Here is a 16,085-nt window from a genome sequence, read left to right as displayed (position 1 = left end):
GATATTATAATAAATTCAAATACTTATGTGCGCAGCGCCTTAAAGATAGCATGGTTTTGCAATTTTGCTTATAGCCCATAAATATTTTTTAGTTTCCCGCCTTCCGACCTTTCAATTATTGTGTAGCCTCTGTAACGAATTTCGCGTCAGGAGCACACCATGCAACGCATAAAGGGCCTTCTTTTCGCCGCCGCGCTGGCCACCTTTTCCCTGCCGGGCTGGGCCAAGGTGGCAGTCGCCGAGGTCAAGGCACAGGTTTACGACAGCTACGTGAAACTAGGCGGCACAGTCATCCCCTTTAAAAAGGTGACGCTCACGGCACAGAGCGCCGGTCAGATCAACTACCTCGCTGGCGAGGAAGGTGATCGCTTCAAGAAGGGCACCCTGCTGGCGTCCATCGACGATTCCGCGCTGCTGGCCAAGCGCAAGGCCGCCTACGCCCAATGGCAGCGTGCTGCAGCCGCCTATCAGAACGCCATCACCATGTATAACCGCGAGCTGTGGGCGCCCCAGTCCAAGACGCCAATGCCCGGTATGGGGCTGCCCAGCATGTTCGACCAGATGTTCTCTCGCCCCATGAGCGAGGCGATGGACATTACCGACTACGACGCCGCGCGCCGAGCCGATCTGATCGCGGCACGCAACCGCATCAAGGAGGCGCTGGCGCAGATGGAGGCGGCACGCGCCCAGATCGAGGAAATCGACGTGCTGCTGCGCTACACCAAGCTACTGGCACCCTTCGACGGTGTGATCGTGAAGAAGTTCGTGGAAGTGGGCGATACCGTGCAGCCCGGCCAGCCCATCATGGACTTTGCCAAGAGCAACCATCTCTCCATTGAGGTGAACGTCCCCGTCAGCCTGATGGGCGCCATCGAAAAGGGGCGCATCTTCCAGGCCAGCATCAACCACGGCACCCCCATCAATGTGCGCGTGGCGCAGATCTTCCCGGTGGCGGACGACAAGCAGCACACGGTGAAGGTGAAGTTTGACATTCCCCTCGGTGCGCGCGCCGCACCGGGCATGTATGCCGAGGTCTATCTGCCCAACCCGCAGAGCAACAACCTCAAGTTCCCGGTAGTGCCGGAAAGCGCCATCGTCAGGCGTGGCAGCCTGCCCGCCGTGTATGTGGTGGATCCCAAAACCGGTGAGGTCCACATGAAGATCGTGCGCCTGAGCCAGCAGGGTAAGAACGGCTACCATCTGGTGCTGTCGGGTCTGCGCGCCGGCGAGAAGGTCATTCTCGATCCGCCACCCAATATCCACTCCGGCATGGTGTATCGCGATGGCCAGCTGCTGGAACCGCAGCCGGCGGAAGGCGATGACAACCAAGACGAACACGATGACGATTGATTACGCGAAGGCTGAGGAACACAACCGTGTCTGAACCCATGGAACCCAAAACGAAAGACATTGCCGGCAGCTTCGCGCGCAGCTATATCAATTCGCCGCTAACGCCGCTGTTCCTGATGGCGTTTCTGGTGGTCGGCATTATCGGCGTGATCATCACGCCGCGGCAGGAAGACCCGCAGATTTCCGTGCCCATGGCGGACATTTTTGTCAGCTATCCCGGGGCCTCCAACAAGCAGGTGGAGGCGCTGGTGGCCGAGCCGCTGGAGCGGCTCCTGCACGAAATCAAGGGCGTCAAGCACGTCTATTCCGCCTCCGCCCGCGGTCAGGGCATGGTGACGGTGGAATACGAAGTGGGCGAAGACATGGAGAAATCCCTGGTCAAGCTGTATAACAAGCTGGCCTCCAACATGGACAAGATCCCCCCGGGCGTGGAAATGCCACTGGTCAAGCCCAAGGGCGCCGACGATGTGCCGGTGGTGACCTTCACGCTCTCCTCTTCGGTTCTGGATCAGTCGCAGCTGCGCCTGCTGGCACTGGATGTGCTGCAGGAGCTGTCCAAGGTGCCCGACTCGGCGCAGGGCTTTATCGTCGGTGGTGAGCCGCGGGAAATCCGCATCGATGTGGATCCGGAAAGACTGTCCGGCTATGGCATCCCGCTGAGCCAGATCGGTCGCGTCATCCGCGCCGCCAACTCCGAGCTGCAGGCGGGCGAAGTGGAAGCCTTTCAGCGCACCTTCCGCGTCTATACCGGCGACTTCCTCAAGAGCGTAGAGGACGTGAAAAACCTCGTGGTCGGCGTGGTCAACAACAAGCCGGTGTATGTGCGCGACATTGCCAAGGTGTCCCTGGGCCACAGCGACATTTCCAATATCGTGCTGCGCTATACCGGCCCGGCCTACGAAGGGAATCTGAAGGCCCCGGACGGCGAACCGGCCGTGACCATCGCCATTGCAAAAAAACCCCTTTCCAATGGTGTTACCGTCGCGGAAGCAGCCATCCAGAAACTAGAGAGCCTGCGCGGCATTCTCATCCCCGATGATGTGCACGTCACCGTCAGCCGCAACTACGGCAAGACCGCCAATGACAAGGTGAACGAACTGATCTTCAAGCTGTTCATCGCCACCGGCTCCGTCACCGCACTGGTGTGGTTCTTCCTCGGCTGGCGCGCCGCCGTGGTCACCGTGATTGTCATTCCCGCGGTCATCCTTTCCACCGTCTTCGCCGCGTGGCTGGGCGGCTTCACCATCGACCGCGTCTCCCTGTTCGCCCTCATCTTCTCCATTGGTATTCTGGTGGACGATGCCGTGGTGGTACTGGAAAACATCTACCGGCGCTGGCTGGAAGAAGGCCGCGTCAGCGTGCGCACCACCATCGATGCGGTGTCCGAGGTGGGCAACCCCACCATCATCGCCACGCTGACGGTGATCGCCGCCCTGGCCCCCATGGGCTTCGTCTCCGGCATGATGGGCCCCTACATGGCACCCATCCCGGCCCTGGGCTCCGTCGCCATGGTCATCTCCCTGTTTGCCGCCTTTGCCTTTACCCCCTGGCTGGCACAGCGTATCCGCCCCACGATGCAGCAGCTGGCAAAGGCGGAAGAGCGCGAACACCGCCAGAGCGAGAAGATCGAAAGCTTCTTCCGCGTCCTGCTCACCAGCCTGCTCATCGACAAGATGAAGGGCTGGGGCTTTCTGCTGGCGATCATCGCAGGCTTTGTCATCGCCATCATGCTGGTAGCCACCAAGGCCGTGCCGGTCAAGCTGCTGCCCTACGACAACAAGCCGGACTTCAGCGTGGTGTTCGACTTCCCGGAAGGCACCGCCCTGCCCGTCACCGCCAACCTGGCCCACCGTCTGGTGACCGAGCTGCAGAAGGTGCCCGAAGTCAAGACCCTGGAATCCTACGCCGGCACCGCCGCGCCCTTCGACTTCAATGGGCTGGTGCGTCACTACTACCTGCGCCAGAACCCCTGGCAGGGTGACATACAGGTCCATCTGGTGGACAAGCATGAACGCGAACGCAGCAGCCACGAAATCGCCGAGGCGGTGCGCGAGCAGCTGCAGCCCATCGCCAAGGCGGTCGGCGCCACCCTGCATGTAGTGGAAATGCCGCCGGGTCCGCCGGTGCTGCAGCCCATCGTGGCTGAAGTCTATGCGCCGGGCGACAAACAGCGCGAGCAGATCACCAAGCTGCTGACGAATGTGTTTGAGGCCGCACCGCTGGTTTCCGACGTGGACAACATGCTCACCATGCCCCATGCCACCTGGCGCTTCGTCATCGACAAGCAGAAGGCCATGGAAAAGGGCATCAGCGTGCAAACCATCAACCAGACCGTCAAAATGGCCATGGGTGAGTTCAAGGTGGGCGACGTCAAGGAAGGTTTCGTGCGCGAGCCCACCTACATCACCCTGCAGGTGCCGCTGGAAGAGCGCGCCCAGTTTGCCCGCATCGGCCAGATCCCGGTGCCCTCCGAACACGGCTATACCGTGCCGCTGGCTGAACTGGGCCGCTTCGTGATGGAAATGCAGCAGCCGGTCATCTATCACAAGGACCTCACACCGGTGCAGTATGTCACCGGCACCGGCGTGGGACGCCTTGGCGCGCCCATCTACGGCATGCTGCAGATTCAGGAGCTGGCCAATCAGGTGCCGAAGCTGAAGGATCTGCAGTTCAACTACGTCTTCACGCCAGATGCTCTGCGGGAGAAAGGCGTGCTGTGGAGTGGTGAATGGACCGTCACCTACGAAACCTTCCGCGACATGGGGCTGGCCTTCGGCGTCGCCCTGCTGGTGATCTACATGCTGGTGGTATGGGAATTCAAGAACTTCCTCGTGCCGCTGATCGTCATGGCGCCCATTCCGCTCACACTGATCGGCATCGCCCCGGGCCACTGGCTGCTGGGCGCCGAGTTTACCGCCACCTCCATGATCGGCTTTATCGCCCTGGCGGGGATTATCGTGCGCAACTCCATCCTGCTGGTGGACTTCTCCCGGCAGGCCATCAACAGCGGTGTGCCGGTGGTAGACGCCGTGGTGCTGGCGTGCAAGACGCGCACCCGCCCCATTCTCATTACCGCACTGGCACTGGTGCTCGGTTCCAGCGTCATTCTGTTCGACCCCATCTTCCAGGGCATGGCCATCTCGCTCATGTTCGGCACGCTGGTCTCCACCATTCTGACCCTCGTGGTCATCCCGCTGGGCTGCGTCAGCGCACGCAACGCCTTTTGTCCCAAGGTGGAAGATGAAGACCTGAACCTGCAGGCCCAGTGCGCCGTGCCGACCCGAGAACATCCCGAGGCGGGCCAGGCCCAGCCTCACACCGAACCAGAGGAGGTTAAACCCTCGCCCGTTGCCCCCACTGATGTGACACAGGCCAAAGCCGGCGCATCAGATGAAAGCGGGGCAACACCTTCTTCCACCACCGAGGTCGATACGGCGGCTGCTGAAGGCGCGTCGAAACCGGCCACAGCGCCCGAAAAACCTGAAACAGCGGAAAACAACACGCAAAAGCCGCAATCGGAAGCAAAAACGCCCAAAAAATCCCGTAAAGGGCACAAACGGGGCATCAAACTGAAGGATCTGGACGATGAATAAAACCGCGCTTTTTAAAAAGTCGGGGACCCCCCTCCTCGCCGCCCTGCTGCTGGTCTGGAGTTCGGCTCACGCTGCCGGCGAAGCCTGGCCCCAGCCGGAAGAAGCCTACAACTCCACCCAGCCGCGGGCGCAGTGGCTCGACACCACCCCGGCCAACAACCTGCCACAGCCCGTGGCACCGCAGCAGCAGGCGCAGCCACAGTCTCCGGCAGTACCCGCCCCCACACCTTATGCCGCGCCCGCATACGGCGGTTATGGGGGCTATCCGGCCTATGGCTACGCACCACGCGGCTATGCCCCGCCGGCGTATGGCTACGGCTATGGGTATGCGCCGCGACACCGAAACAACAGCTGGTGGCCGGGAAATGGCAGCTGGCCGAACATGAACAACTGGAGCATGCCGAGCCCAAGTTTCAGCACACCGAGTTTTTCCATACCATCGAATCCATTTGGATGGTAGGGGAAAAGTCGCTGGCAGGCGGCCACCTGCCAGCGAACAGGACCGGACGGCGGACGCCGTCCATTGGGTAATGCGCTCACCCTCTGGCGAAAATGAGCGCGCACATGATAAAGGAGTCATGTCATGACGATCAAAAAACTCGCACTCGCAGGCCTTGTTTCCGCCGCCATTTTCGGCGCACAGGGCGCTTCCGCCAACTGGTGGGACGGCCCCTGGAACGATGACGGCTACGGCAATGGTTATGGTGACGGCTACGGCACCGGTTATGGCCGTGGTTATGGCGACTACCGCGGTCGTGGTCATGGCCGCGGTCACGGCAAGGGCCACGGCAAAGGCAAGTTCAACATGAACTTCGGTGTGGATGCCGATACCGACATGGATACCGATACCGACTGGGAAGGCCGTGGACGCGGCCGTGGTTATAACGACTACTATGGTTATGGCCGCGGCTACAACAACTACTACAATGGCTACTACGACGGCTACGGCTATCCGCCGCCGCCACCGCCGGCCTACGGCTATCCTGCACCGGGTGCCATGCCGCCTCCGGGTTACCGCCCCTACGGCATGCCGCCTGCACCTCCAGGTGCCCCGCAGCGCCGCGGTCAGCCGCAGCAACAACAGCAGCAACAGCAAAAGAAGTAATGCTGGTAGCGTGCGACGCGCAGCGGCGCACATCCATCCGTCCCCCGGGGCGGATGGCTTTTCATGAAACCATTGCGGTGGTTTGATGAAAGGGGAGCACGATCATGATCACAGTTATCGGTAACATGAAAGGCGGTACCGGCAAGAGCACGCTCACGTTCAATCTGGCCGTGTGGCTTGCCCACAAGGGGTGTGAACTGGCACTATTCGATCTGGATCCGCAGAAAACCTTTACCGACGCCATCGAGGTGCGCGAAGAGGAAGGCTATACGCCCGCACTGCCCGCCGCCCTGCATGCGGATACGCTGGAATCACCGCTGCAGGCGGACGAAGTGCTCATGGACGTGAGCATGAGCGATCAAGACGCGCTGGATCAGGCCCTGCTCATGGCCGATCGCGTGGTGGTGCCGGTGGCGCCTTCTCAGGCCGATGTCTGGTCCACGCAGCGCTTTATCCGCCGCATCAAAAAATTGCGCGGCGATAACCTGCCTCCGATCCTTGGCGTAATCAACCGGGCTGACACGCATCCTTTCGTACCAGAAACCCGAGAGACGCAGGAAGCACTGGATCTATTGCCCCACATTGAACGGGTGCCCGTGGTGTTGCACAACCGCGCCGCCTTCCGCCGCGCCTTCAGCGAAGGTCTGGCGGCGTTCGAACTGGAACCCAACGGCAAGGCGGCGCTGGAACTGAAACGTCTGGCACGCCAACTCTACGCTCAGGAGGCTTGAGATGAAAAAACTGCTGAAAACCCTGCTCAACAACGGCTTTTTCGTACTGGCGCTGCTGATCGCCGTCACCCTCTATCTCGCGTATGGGCAGAAGCAGGCGGCACAAAACAAGGCCTATGTCAGCCCCCACATCGAAACCGCCGACATGGCGGCGAATACCTCATCCAGTGAAGACGCCTCGCAGGCACCTGCAGCGGACACCGCCTCCGAAGCCGCCGCCGAGGGGAAAACTTCAGCAGCAGCGGACGACGTTCCCGGTGCCCCCGCTCCTGCAGCGCCCGCAGCGCCTGAATCTGAAACGGCTGCACCCGCAGCGACCGCTGCCGAGTCAGCACAGACCGATCATGCCGTCCACTCTGAGACACCTGCTTCCGAAGCGGTAGCGGAAGCAGAAACAGACAGTGTCGCCCCTGGCGCGGAAACGCTCGAAACGACTGCGGAGCAGGCTACAGAGGAGACAGGCCAGGCTGCAGCGACTGCTGCTGTTCAGTCCGATGCAGAGGAAAATGCACCACAGGGTGAACCCAATGGTAGCCAAACGGATACGGCCGACACAGCCAGTGGCGAAGCCGAACCTGAAAACACACCCGCATCCGCCGACACGACAGACACGACGAGCGACACTCCTGCCGCCACGGCTCACGAAACCGCTACACAGCTAAACGATGGCGCCACCGAAGTGCGTGTGCAGACGGCCACCACAAAAAGCGACGGCCAGCGCCACAGCGAGGTGCATGTACAGGTTAGTCAGCCGCCGTCCCAACTGGCTGACGACACAGCGGCTCAAGGCCGCTTTGACCCCCGCCAGATCAATGATCGCGCCATCCTGAGCTATTTCAGCGCCCCCCGCGAAGCGCTGGCAGCCGCCCGTGAAGCGGCGCAAAAGGGCGATTATGTCTGGAGTGCGGCCATCTACAGCAGTCTGCTGAAGCATTACCCGCGCGCTGATCTGGCGGGCGAGCTGGGCAATGTGCTCTGGCGCATGGGCGAAAAGCAGTGGGCGCACCGTGCCTGGCGCTATGCGGCGCAACTGCTGATTCGCGAAGGCCGCATCGACATTGCACGCACCTTTGCCCGCAATATCGCCAAGGTGGATCCGGCACTGAGCCGTGAGATCGAAGCGCATCTGCCCACACGCAAGGCCGACATGCCCAGCAGAGCGGATGCGGCCACCGCCCAGTAGGGTTTTAGCAGGTGTCAACACCCAGGCGCCTGACCCTGGAGACAAATATCAGAATATAGCGAAGGACTGAAAGTCCCGCAACATAGGATTAAACCCACCATGACAACACAGACCGAACAACAGGAACGCACCTTCGCCGCCGTCGAAAAAATGGCCGAAGCCATGACCGGCGGCATCAAGAAGTGGGAAAAGGTGCTCTACCCCATGATGATCGCCTTCATTGTGCTGGCCATTTATGGCTTTATCCTCATCTACCAGCTGGCCAATGACGTCAAGAAAATCTCCGACAACATGCTGACCATGACCCGCGCCGTGGTCACCATGACCAATACGCTCAATGTGAACATGGGCAAGGTGGATGCGCAGATGTCCGCCATCAACCTCACCATGGACCGCATGCGCCTCACCATCGAAAACATCAACAAGGACACCGCCGTTATCAGCGACGTCATGCCCAGCCTGCACAATCAGTTTGCCAGCATGAACGCCACCATGACGCAGCTGGATCAGCGCATCGCCACCATCCAGACTGCCGCCGACACCATGGCGCGCAGCCTGTGGGAACTGGACGCCAACATTTCCGAACCCATGAACTCGCTCAACTCCATGATGCCCTTTGGCATGATGCCCAAGAAGAGCAGCAAGCGCGTCTATAACCCACCGCCGGTGCGCCGCCCTGCCCACCCGCGCACTCCCTACTACGGGCCGCAGTACTACTATCCGCAGCAACAGCAGCAGATGCGCGACGACACGGCCCAGCAACAGGCGCCCTCCTCCAACGCAGCCCGCCAGCAGCAGGATGACGCCCAGCAGGGCCAGACCGACCGCCACCCTGTCCAATAGAGAGGAAATAAGCCATGACGCCACAGGAACGCTACGCCAAGCTCACGGAACACCTGCAGGAAGAAAACCCGTTGCTGCTGGACGCCATCGAACGCTACCAGCTGCTGGACAAGATCGCCTGGAACATGGGACTGCTGCCGCGCAGCGACTCCTACGCCGCGCACATTTCATGGTGGCCGCTCATCTCCCTGCTGGGCACCTTCTCCGCCGGCAAGTCCTCCTTCATCAACAGCTACGTGGGCAAGAAGGTGCAGGACACCGGCAACCAGGCGGTGGACGAAAAGTTCACCGTCATCTGCTATGGGCCCAATGAAGAGGTCATTACCCTGCCCGGGCTGGCGCTGGATGCCGACCCCCGCTTTCCGTTCTACAACATCAGCGAAAAGATCGACGAGGTGGAAGCCGGCGAAGGCAAGCGCGTGGACAGCTATCTGCAGCTGAAAACGGTCAAGGCCGACCGACTCAAGGGCAAAATCCTCATCGACAGCCCGGGATTCGATGCCGACAGCCAGCGTGATGCCGTGCTGCGCATCACCGATCACATTATTGACATGTCTGATCTGGTGCTGATCTTCTTCGACGCCCGCCATCCGGAACCGGGCGCCATGCGCGACACGCTGGAACACCTGGTGGGCGCCACCATCGCGCGCAACGATGCCAACAAGTTCCTCTATATTCTCAACCAGATCGACACCACCGCAAAGGAAGACAACCCTGAAGAAGTGATCGGATCCTGGCAGCGCGCCCTGTCGCAGAAGGGCCTGTATGGCGGCAACTTTTACACCATCTACAACGAAGACGCTGCCGTGTCCATCGACGATCCGGCGCTGGCGGAGCGCTTCAAGCGCAAGAAGGACGAAGACCTCAAGCGCATTCTTGAGCGCATGGAAAAGGTGAGCAACGAACGCGCCTACCGCATCGTAAAGATGATCGAGCATGCCGCCGACGAAATCGAACAGGACAAGCTGGCGAAAATCCGCGAGGCACTGGCGCAGTGGCGCAAGCGCGTGGTGTGGAGCTGGATCGGGTTGGGTGCCCTGCTCGGCGCGCTGATTGTGGCAGGCGAAATCCAGTTCCACTTTATCGTGCCGACACTCAGCTATCTGGCCGCATCGCCCACACTGGGCATTGCCACCGCCGTCGCAGCCTTTGTGGCCATCGTGTTCATCCACTTCAAGCTGCGCGGCTTCTGGGCACGACGCATCGCCGATGCCTGGCAGCCCAAGGATGAAATGGTGGCCCGCGCCATTGGCCACAACAACCGCTGGTGGCAGCCCCTATTCAGCGATAACCCCCGTGGCTGGAGCCGCCGCACGCAGAAACTGCTGGCCCAGCTGCGTGCCGACAGCAAGCGTCTGATTCAGGGGCTCAATGATCAGTTTGCTGCCCCTTCTGGATCACAGGAAACGATAACTCAGCCAACAGCCGAAATACCCCCCTCCAATAACGACAGCACGCTGGTCGCAGAAAGCGGTGAACAACGCAATACTTGAGGTGTAACCATTAATACCTTTTATCAACTGAAAATCACCCTACTCTGGACCGACCCCGCCGTATGGCGGCGCGTCGTGGTGCCAGCAAGCCTGTCGCTCGACCGCCTGCATGATGTCATTCAGATTGTCATGGGATGGGTGGATGCGCACCTGCGCATGAGTTTATCTTCCGTGAACATATATAGGCGGCATTCCGGGTTATGAAGCGCTGTGTACTGCCATGGGTGATACCTCCAACCCGCAACGACAGGATTACATCGACTGGCTGGGCAAGCCTTTCGATCCCGAAGCCTTTGATCTGGAAGCGGTTCAACGGCGTTTGTATTGCTATCTGCGCCACAGTCGAGACCGTGCCAGACAATGGGATATGCCAACCCCAAGGGCAATCTAGCTGGATGAACGGCTGGCTCTGCCTGAACGACAACAGTCTGACCCCGGGGCGCACGTGGTTCGGGTATGTGCCGCCATCCGCCATCTGTACGGTATCTCACAAGTGGTTTTGGTCGTCACATGCAAGATTACGAAAATGTCTAATGCAGACGCCCTTCAGGTAAAGGGCGCTACAAGACATGTATCGCGTCTAATGCTGTCAGCAAAGGCAGCTTAGTTTGCAACGGCGCCATTCAGCTCAGCACAACTCGAGGTCATATCCCTCCCTATGATCAATACCGCGACGGCAGGCGATCCACAGCACGCAAGTGAAAGGCGCCCGTAGCCGCCTCTCGCTCCAGCCGCGCCTCCTGCGCATCCGGAAGCCGCCAGAAAAAATCCAGTCCAGTGCGCGCCTCGATGGCATCAATGGTGGTGAGATACTTGCTCAACGGTTCGAATCCCCGCACCGTCTGCGGCACCATAAACGCCAGCGCGTGCGGGCGTCCAGCAATATCGATGCCAACAAAAATCTTGTAGAACGCATCCGGAATATCGATCCATGCCCGCTTCAGATAGCGGGGCTTTTCATCCCATACCGGTCCGGTCACCACCCAGATTTCCCTGAAATGGCGGGTAAAATGATCGATGGCGGCTGACTCCAGCCGCTGCCACCACTTGGAATTGAGACGGTGACACTGCGGTGCGATATTGCTCATCAGAAAGGTGGCTTCCTGCGCACGACGCCCGTACAGCAGCGCGATGGCATAGTTGGGTGCCATATGGCCGCGGTCATAGCCGCTGCCGGTATAGTCGTCGGAGGTCACATGGCGCAGTGTACGCCAGTCGGGCCGAAACGGCGGCCGCTTGCCGACAGGGTGAGGTTTTTCCGGGCGGAACAGTTTGTAGGTCACCCACAGGGGCGATCCCTTCCACTCTGAATAGCTGAGCATGAAACCCGGATTGCGCAGCACGTGGGCGGTGAGATGAGAAAGATCGCGGCGCGTTTCCTGCGGCACCCCCATCCATGCCATCTGCGGGCGGGCCACATACACTTCGTGAGCATACCAACCACTGCCGCCAACCGTGGCCAGCAGCAGGGCGCCCAGCATGCGCCGACGCGAACCCAGCAACCAGCCCACCAGGCCGCGCAGCAGCCGACGCTGCGCCCGTGTGTTGCCGCGCCGTCTCATAAGCTGTGCGTGTTGCCCTTGTTATCCGGGACCGGCAGTGCCAGTGGATCGGTGCGGTTTTCCAGCGCCGCCAGTGCATCCTTGTACACCAGCGCCGCCTGATCGGCTTCGCCGGCGGCCTCCAGGCACTGCGCCAGCGCACGGAAGGTATCCAGCTCCGGTCGCAATGCCAGTGCACGGCGCAGATAATCCTGTGCCTGGCCCCACAACTGCGCCTGACACGCCAGCCGACCCAGCGTAGCCAGCAGCACCGGATCATCCCCATGGTGGCGCAGCCATTTTTCCGCCCGCTGCAAGCGGTCGAACGCCGGCCCTTCGCGCAACTGCCCATACAGATACACCAGGCGCGGATCCCAATGCTTTTTGAGCGCCTTTTCAATCAGGCTGGCCAACTGAGGGGTTTCGCCAAAAGTCAGCTGACGCGCCACGTAGGCCGCCAGTATCTCCGGGTCCTGACGCCAGCGGCGTTCCAGCAGGTGCCACAGGGCATTCAGGGCTTCAGCGCTGTCGGCCTCGGTCAGCAGATGGCGCCACATGCGCCGTTCCAGCCCTTCGAGCACGTCCGCCGGCAACGCCCTGCTACGTTTCACCTGGGGCAGAATCTCGCGCAGGCGAGTCCAGCGCTCCAGTCGCGCCAGCAGCTGAGCATACTCGGCCCAGACGGCTGCTGTGGCCTGCCCGTCTTCCACCAGGCTTTCTAGCAGCGCCAGCGCCTTGTGCGGCGCCTCCTCCGCCAGCAGTCGGGCCTCGACCAATGCGATGGTGACGAAATCGTCGGGATACTTTTCCCGCGCCTCTTTCAGGTAGCGGTCGCGGCGCTCCTTCGCCCCCTGATTGTGGGCCATGCGCGCCGCCGCCAGGTAATACATCACGCCGTTTTCAGCCAGCTTGGCCGCCTTGATCAGGGCGCGTTCGGCACTGCGCCAGTCGCCATGCTCTCCGGCCAGCAGGCCCTTGCCCATGCCCGCTTCGGCACGCAGCAGGCGCTTGTACTGGCGTCGCTCGCGCAGGGTGCGCGGCAGGCGCCACAGCCAGCCCAGCAGGCGAAACAGCCCATAGGCCAGCAGAACCAGCACACCCACCAGTACCAGCGCCAGCGTGCCGGAGGTTTCGATCACATAGTCGCCCCAAACCAGCGACAGGCGACCATTGTCGTACAGCGCCAGCGTGGTGGCGCCGGTAATGAGCAGAAAAAGCAGGGTCCACAACAGCAGCCGTTTCACTTACAGCGCCTCCGCCACGTGCAGGGGTTGCGGCATTTTCGGCGGCGGCAGCTGCGCCAACTTCGCTTTCAGCGCCGGCAGCTGGTCGGGCAGATAGCGGGCAAACAGCGCCTCCAGCCGTGCCCGCGTGCGCTTGTCCAGCTCCGGATCGTGGGTGATCTGTGCCCATGCCAGTTGATCCACCAGCACCCGTGCGCGCTGCTTGACCAGATCGAACGCCAGCAGTCGATCCGACTCGGGCACCACCTCGCCGCGCTTGTGAATCTCCACAAGCCCTTTCAACCGCGCCATCAGATCAGTGTCCTGCGCATTCTTGTCGACAGACTGATCCCCTGACCTGGGCGCTTCCAGAGCGTTGATCCATGCCTTGAGCTGATCCAGCTCGGCCGGCTGAACCGTGGCCTGTTTCTCCCATGCATCCAGCATCGCCAGGTCCTGCCCGATGGCGCGCAGCAGGCGGATCTTGCTCTCGGCTGGAAGATCGCTCATCTGCACCGCCTGCTCAAGCACATGCAGGCGCTCACGGGTGAGCTTTACATTGCCGCTCATCAGCCATTCGGTATTGGCGGTGAGAATCCAGCGCTTCAGGCGCAGGGTATTGATTTCCGCCACAGCACCGGACTCGGCCCGATCCCGTGGCGGCTGAATCGCCTGAAACAATTCGCTCAAGCGGCTGCCCATCTGATCCAGCTGCTGCTGCAGCGCATTCAGCGGTGCCTCACCCGCGCCCTGCTCGGCCTGAGGAGACTGCAATCCCTGCAAGGCCTTCTGCCAACGCTGCGCCCAGTCGCCCAACTGCTTCTGCAGGCCCTGCATCTGTTTCTGCAGCCGCTCGATTTCGCCCTTGGTCACCAGGGGTTCGTTGGCGGGATTGAGCACCTTTTCGTTGAGCATGTCCACTTCGGTGGTAAGGCTCTCCACAGTATCTTTCAGCACGCTCAGCTCTTTCTGCAGCGCGGCCAACTGAGCCTTGTCGCTGCGCAGGGTCTTGAGCTCGGCCTGCAGCTGGGTAATCTGCTGCTGCAGCTGATTGTCCGCCTCCACCAGCGCGGCGCCGTCCGGCTGTGTCAGCAGAGCGGTGCTACCCACACCCAGGGCAACGATGGCCAGGCCGCGGGCGATCCAGTCGCGTCCACCGGTGCTGTTGTCTTTCTCCTTCGGTGTCTTTGCCTTGGGCTCTGCACTGGAGGTTGTTTTGGGCTCCACCACTTCGCCATCGATCACACGGCGCTTGGGTTGGGGCGTGTCGCTCATGATGTTTCCTCAGCCAACTGTCTTAGAAGTTCAATCATACCAGATGCATCCTGCCGTTCCGCCACGTACAGCAGCCCGGCCCATCCTCGCTCACGCAGGACTTCGGCGATGCGGGGCGACAGCGCTGCCACCGGCTGCTGCTGAAGCCAGTGACGCTCGTTCGGACTCAATGGCGGCAACAGCGCCTGCACGCTCTCGACACTCATGGCCAGCACCAGCGGCCGTTCCGCCTGCTGAAAATCCCGCCAGGCCGGACACAGGCTGCGGCGCACGCGTCGATAGACAATCACCTCCTCTACCGCCCAACCGCGCTGCTGCAGCGTCTCTTTCAGCAGCGTACGCCCGCCTTCTCCCTTGATAATTGCCACTTTTTGGCCTGCCGCGGCATTTTGCGGGTCAAATACACGCATTTTCAGCAGGCTTTCGGATGTGAAATTTTTCGGGATTGAAAAAAGTCGGGGACCCCCCTCTCCAGCCAATGCCTGCAGCGCTTGTGCCGTGGCTGGGCCGATGGCGATGAGACGCCCGCGTGGCAGCGTGGGCTGCTGCGCATGAAAACAGCGCACTGCATTGGGCGAGGTGAACACCCACACCGCGGCGCGGGGCAGACGAAACGGCAGGCAGGCGATCTCCAGCGTAGGACACTCCAGTACGCGATAACCCAGCGCCTGCGCCGCTTCGGTCAGGGCAGCAGCCTGATGGGCCGGTCGCGTATTGAGCAGCGTCCAGCTCATTTCACGCCGTCGGGATACTCAGCATAGATGCGTGCCAGGATGTCGGCCGCCCCCTGCGCCAGCAGGGCCTCGGCCACCGATTCGCCCAGCGCCTCTGGCTCGGTGCGCGGGCCGCGGCCTTCGGCGCGAATGATGCGGCTGCCATCCAGTTCACCCACAAAGGCGCGCAACCATATGTCGTCCCCTTCCAGCACGGCGTAGCCGCCAATAGGCACCTGGCAGCCCCCTTCGAGGCGACGGTTCATGGCCCGCTCCGCACGGACGCAATCCGCCGTATCCCTGTCGTTCAATACAGCCACCAGCTCGGCCGTGCGTGCGTCATCGGCGAGAATTTCAATCCCCAGCGCGCCCTGCGCCACCGCCGGCAGACTCACCTCCGGTGCCAGTTCATGGCGGATTCGCGCATCGAAGCCAAGACGCTGCAGTCCGGAGGTGGCGAGAATGATGGCGTCGTATTCACCCGCGTCCAGCTTGGCCAGGCGGGTATTCACGTTTCCGCGCAGGTCACGGATGTCCAGATCGGGACGCAGCGCCGCCAGCTGTGCCTTGCGCCGCAGGCTGGAGGTGCCCAGCACAGCGCCTTCGGGCAGATCATCAAAACGGGCGTGGCGATTGGAGACAAACGCATCCGTGGGGGCATGACGCGCGAGAATCGCCCCCAGCGCAAAGCCCTGCGGCAGCACCATGGGCACATCCTTGAGCGAATGTACCGCCAGGTCGGCCTCGCCGTCGAGCATGCGCTGCTCCAGCTCCTTGGTAAAAAGCCCCTTGCCGCCGATCTTGGCCAGCGGCACGTCGAGAATCTTGTCTCCCTGGGTGGACATGCCGAGAATTTCCACCTCCAGACCGGGATGGGCAGCCTGCAGGCGGTCGCGCACGTATTCGGCCTGCCACATGGCCAGTGGAGACTTGCGCGTGGCAATACGCAGTGTGGTCATGGTGTGTCCCTTGCTGAATCGAATGAGGACCATTTTAGCGACCAAGCTGCCAAGCCGCTAAAATAGCGCCATGCGA

Annotated in this window: 15 protein-coding genes; 10 read left to right on the top strand and 5 right to left on the bottom strand. The window is 61.4% G+C overall.

What is annotated here, in order from left to right:
* The first annotated feature begins 159 nt into the window (after positions 1–159).
* From BUQ81_RS00125 to BUQ81_RS08515, 10 genes are all read left to right on the top strand, one after another.
* Entirely contained in the window at positions 160–1,350 is a 1,191-nt protein-coding gene (locus BUQ81_RS00125) for an efflux RND transporter periplasmic adaptor subunit (RefSeq protein WP_074200379.1), read from the top strand.
* Positions 1,351–1,376: 26 nt separating this feature from the next.
* Positions 1,377–4,943 (top strand): efflux RND transporter permease subunit, encoded by a 3,567-nt coding sequence (locus BUQ81_RS00120; protein ID WP_234947248.1) that lies wholly within the window; start codon positions 1,377–1,379, stop codon positions 4,941–4,943.
* A complete protein-coding gene (locus tag BUQ81_RS00115; protein ID WP_074200377.1) occupies positions 4,936–5,403 on the top strand; it encodes a hypothetical protein in 468 nt (155 codons plus the stop codon). The genes BUQ81_RS00120 and BUQ81_RS00115 overlap by 8 nt, the downstream gene beginning before the upstream one ends.
* Positions 5,404–5,526: 123 nt before the next feature.
* Complete coding sequence (locus BUQ81_RS00110) at positions 5,527–6,048, top strand: hypothetical protein (protein ID WP_074200376.1); 522 nt, start codon at positions 5,527–5,529, stop codon at positions 6,046–6,048.
* 104 nt (positions 6,049–6,152) lie between these two features.
* Positions 6,153–6,779, top strand: coding sequence for an AAA family ATPase (locus BUQ81_RS00105; RefSeq protein WP_074200375.1), 627 nt, complete (start codon positions 6,153–6,155; stop codon positions 6,777–6,779).
* Between the two features lies 1 nt (position 6,780).
* Positions 6,781–7,962 (top strand): prolipoprotein diacylglyceryl transferase, encoded by a 1,182-nt coding sequence (locus tag BUQ81_RS00100; RefSeq protein ID WP_074200374.1) that lies wholly within the window; start codon positions 6,781–6,783, stop codon positions 7,960–7,962.
* Between the two features lie 99 nt (positions 7,963–8,061).
* Positions 8,062–8,805, top strand: a complete 744-nt coding sequence (locus BUQ81_RS00095) for a hypothetical protein (protein WP_074200373.1) — start codon at positions 8,062–8,064, stop codon at positions 8,803–8,805.
* A 14-nt stretch (positions 8,806–8,819) separates the two neighbouring features.
* A complete protein-coding gene (locus tag BUQ81_RS00090) occupies positions 8,820–10,298 on the top strand; it encodes a dynamin family protein (protein WP_074200372.1) in 1,479 nt (492 codons plus the stop codon).
* Between the two features lie 9 nt (positions 10,299–10,307).
* Positions 10,308–10,502 carry an IS1096 element passenger TnpR family protein gene (locus BUQ81_RS08955; RefSeq protein ID WP_084188148.1) on the top strand — a complete coding sequence of 65 codons (195 nt, stop codon included), beginning with the start codon at positions 10,308–10,310 and terminating at the stop codon, positions 10,500–10,502.
* A complete protein-coding gene (locus BUQ81_RS08515; RefSeq protein ID WP_327192022.1) occupies positions 10,480–10,689 on the top strand; it encodes an IS1096 element passenger TnpR family protein in 210 nt (69 codons plus the stop codon). Before BUQ81_RS08955 ends, BUQ81_RS08515 begins: the two co-directional genes overlap by 23 nt.
* Positions 10,690–10,960: 271 nt before the next feature.
* Here the strand turns inward: BUQ81_RS08515 and BUQ81_RS00075 are convergent, their stop codons facing one another.
* The 5 genes from BUQ81_RS00075 to hemC are packed head-to-tail and all read right to left on the bottom strand — an operon-like array spanning position 10,961 to position 16,009.
* Complete coding sequence (locus BUQ81_RS00075) at positions 10,961–11,860, bottom strand: DNA/RNA non-specific endonuclease (protein WP_074200371.1); 900 nt, start codon at positions 11,858–11,860, stop codon at positions 10,961–10,963.
* Positions 11,857–13,083, bottom strand: coding sequence for a heme biosynthesis HemY N-terminal domain-containing protein (locus BUQ81_RS00070; RefSeq protein ID WP_074200370.1), 1,227 nt, complete (start codon positions 13,081–13,083; stop codon positions 11,857–11,859). Before BUQ81_RS00070 ends, BUQ81_RS00075 begins: the two co-directional genes overlap by 4 nt.
* On the bottom strand, positions 13,084–14,337 hold the full coding sequence (locus tag BUQ81_RS00065; RefSeq protein WP_074200369.1) for a coiled-coil domain-containing protein: 1,254 nt from the start codon (positions 14,335–14,337) through the stop codon (positions 13,084–13,086).
* Positions 14,334–15,071: a uroporphyrinogen-III synthase gene (locus BUQ81_RS00060; protein WP_074200368.1), complete on the bottom strand. Its 738-nt coding sequence runs from the start codon at positions 15,069–15,071 to the stop codon at positions 14,334–14,336. The genes BUQ81_RS00065 and BUQ81_RS00060 overlap by 4 nt, the downstream gene beginning before the upstream one ends.
* On the bottom strand, positions 15,068–16,009 hold the full coding sequence (hemC, locus tag BUQ81_RS00055; RefSeq protein WP_143598431.1) for a hydroxymethylbilane synthase: 942 nt from the start codon (positions 16,007–16,009) through the stop codon (positions 15,068–15,070). Before hemC ends, BUQ81_RS00060 begins: the two co-directional genes overlap by 4 nt.
* Positions 16,010–16,085: the final 76 nt, after the last annotated feature.

This window comes from Sulfurivirga caldicuralii (genome assembly GCF_900141795.1).
GTDB lineage: Bacteria > Pseudomonadota > Gammaproteobacteria > Thiomicrospirales > Thiomicrospiraceae > Sulfurivirga > Sulfurivirga caldicuralii.
This window is presented reverse-complemented; position numbering and strand designations above follow the sequence as displayed.

Bases quoted from the DNA above. Each gene is read 5' to 3' on its own strand.
- BUQ81_RS00115 (WP_074200377.1), top strand. From the start codon at position 4,936: ATGAATAAAACCGCGCTTTTTAAAAAGTCGGGGACCCCCCTCCTCGCC.
- BUQ81_RS00095 (WP_074200373.1), top strand. From the start codon at position 8,062: ATGACAACACAGACCGAACAACAGGAACGCACCTTCGCCGCCGTCGAA.
- hemC (WP_143598431.1), bottom strand. From the start codon at position 16,009: ATGACCACACTGCGTATTGCCACGCGCAAGTCTCCACTGGCCATGTGG.
- BUQ81_RS00060 (WP_074200368.1), bottom strand. From the start codon at position 15,071: ATGAGCTGGACGCTGCTCAATACGCGACCGGCCCATCAGGCTGCTGCC.
- BUQ81_RS00075 (WP_074200371.1), bottom strand. From the start codon at position 11,860: ATGAGACGGCGCGGCAACACACGGGCGCAGCGTCGGCTGCTGCGCGGC.
- BUQ81_RS00065 (WP_074200369.1), bottom strand. From the start codon at position 14,337: ATGAGCGACACGCCCCAACCCAAGCGCCGTGTGATCGATGGCGAAGTG.
- BUQ81_RS00090 (WP_074200372.1), top strand. From the start codon at position 8,820: ATGACGCCACAGGAACGCTACGCCAAGCTCACGGAACACCTGCAGGAA.
- BUQ81_RS00125 (WP_074200379.1), top strand. From the start codon at position 160: ATGCAACGCATAAAGGGCCTTCTTTTCGCCGCCGCGCTGGCCACCTTT.
- BUQ81_RS00105 (WP_074200375.1), top strand. From the start codon at position 6,153: ATGATCACAGTTATCGGTAACATGAAAGGCGGTACCGGCAAGAGCACG.
- BUQ81_RS00100 (WP_074200374.1), top strand. From the start codon at position 6,781: ATGAAAAAACTGCTGAAAACCCTGCTCAACAACGGCTTTTTCGTACTG.
- BUQ81_RS00110 (WP_074200376.1), top strand. From the start codon at position 5,527: ATGACGATCAAAAAACTCGCACTCGCAGGCCTTGTTTCCGCCGCCATT.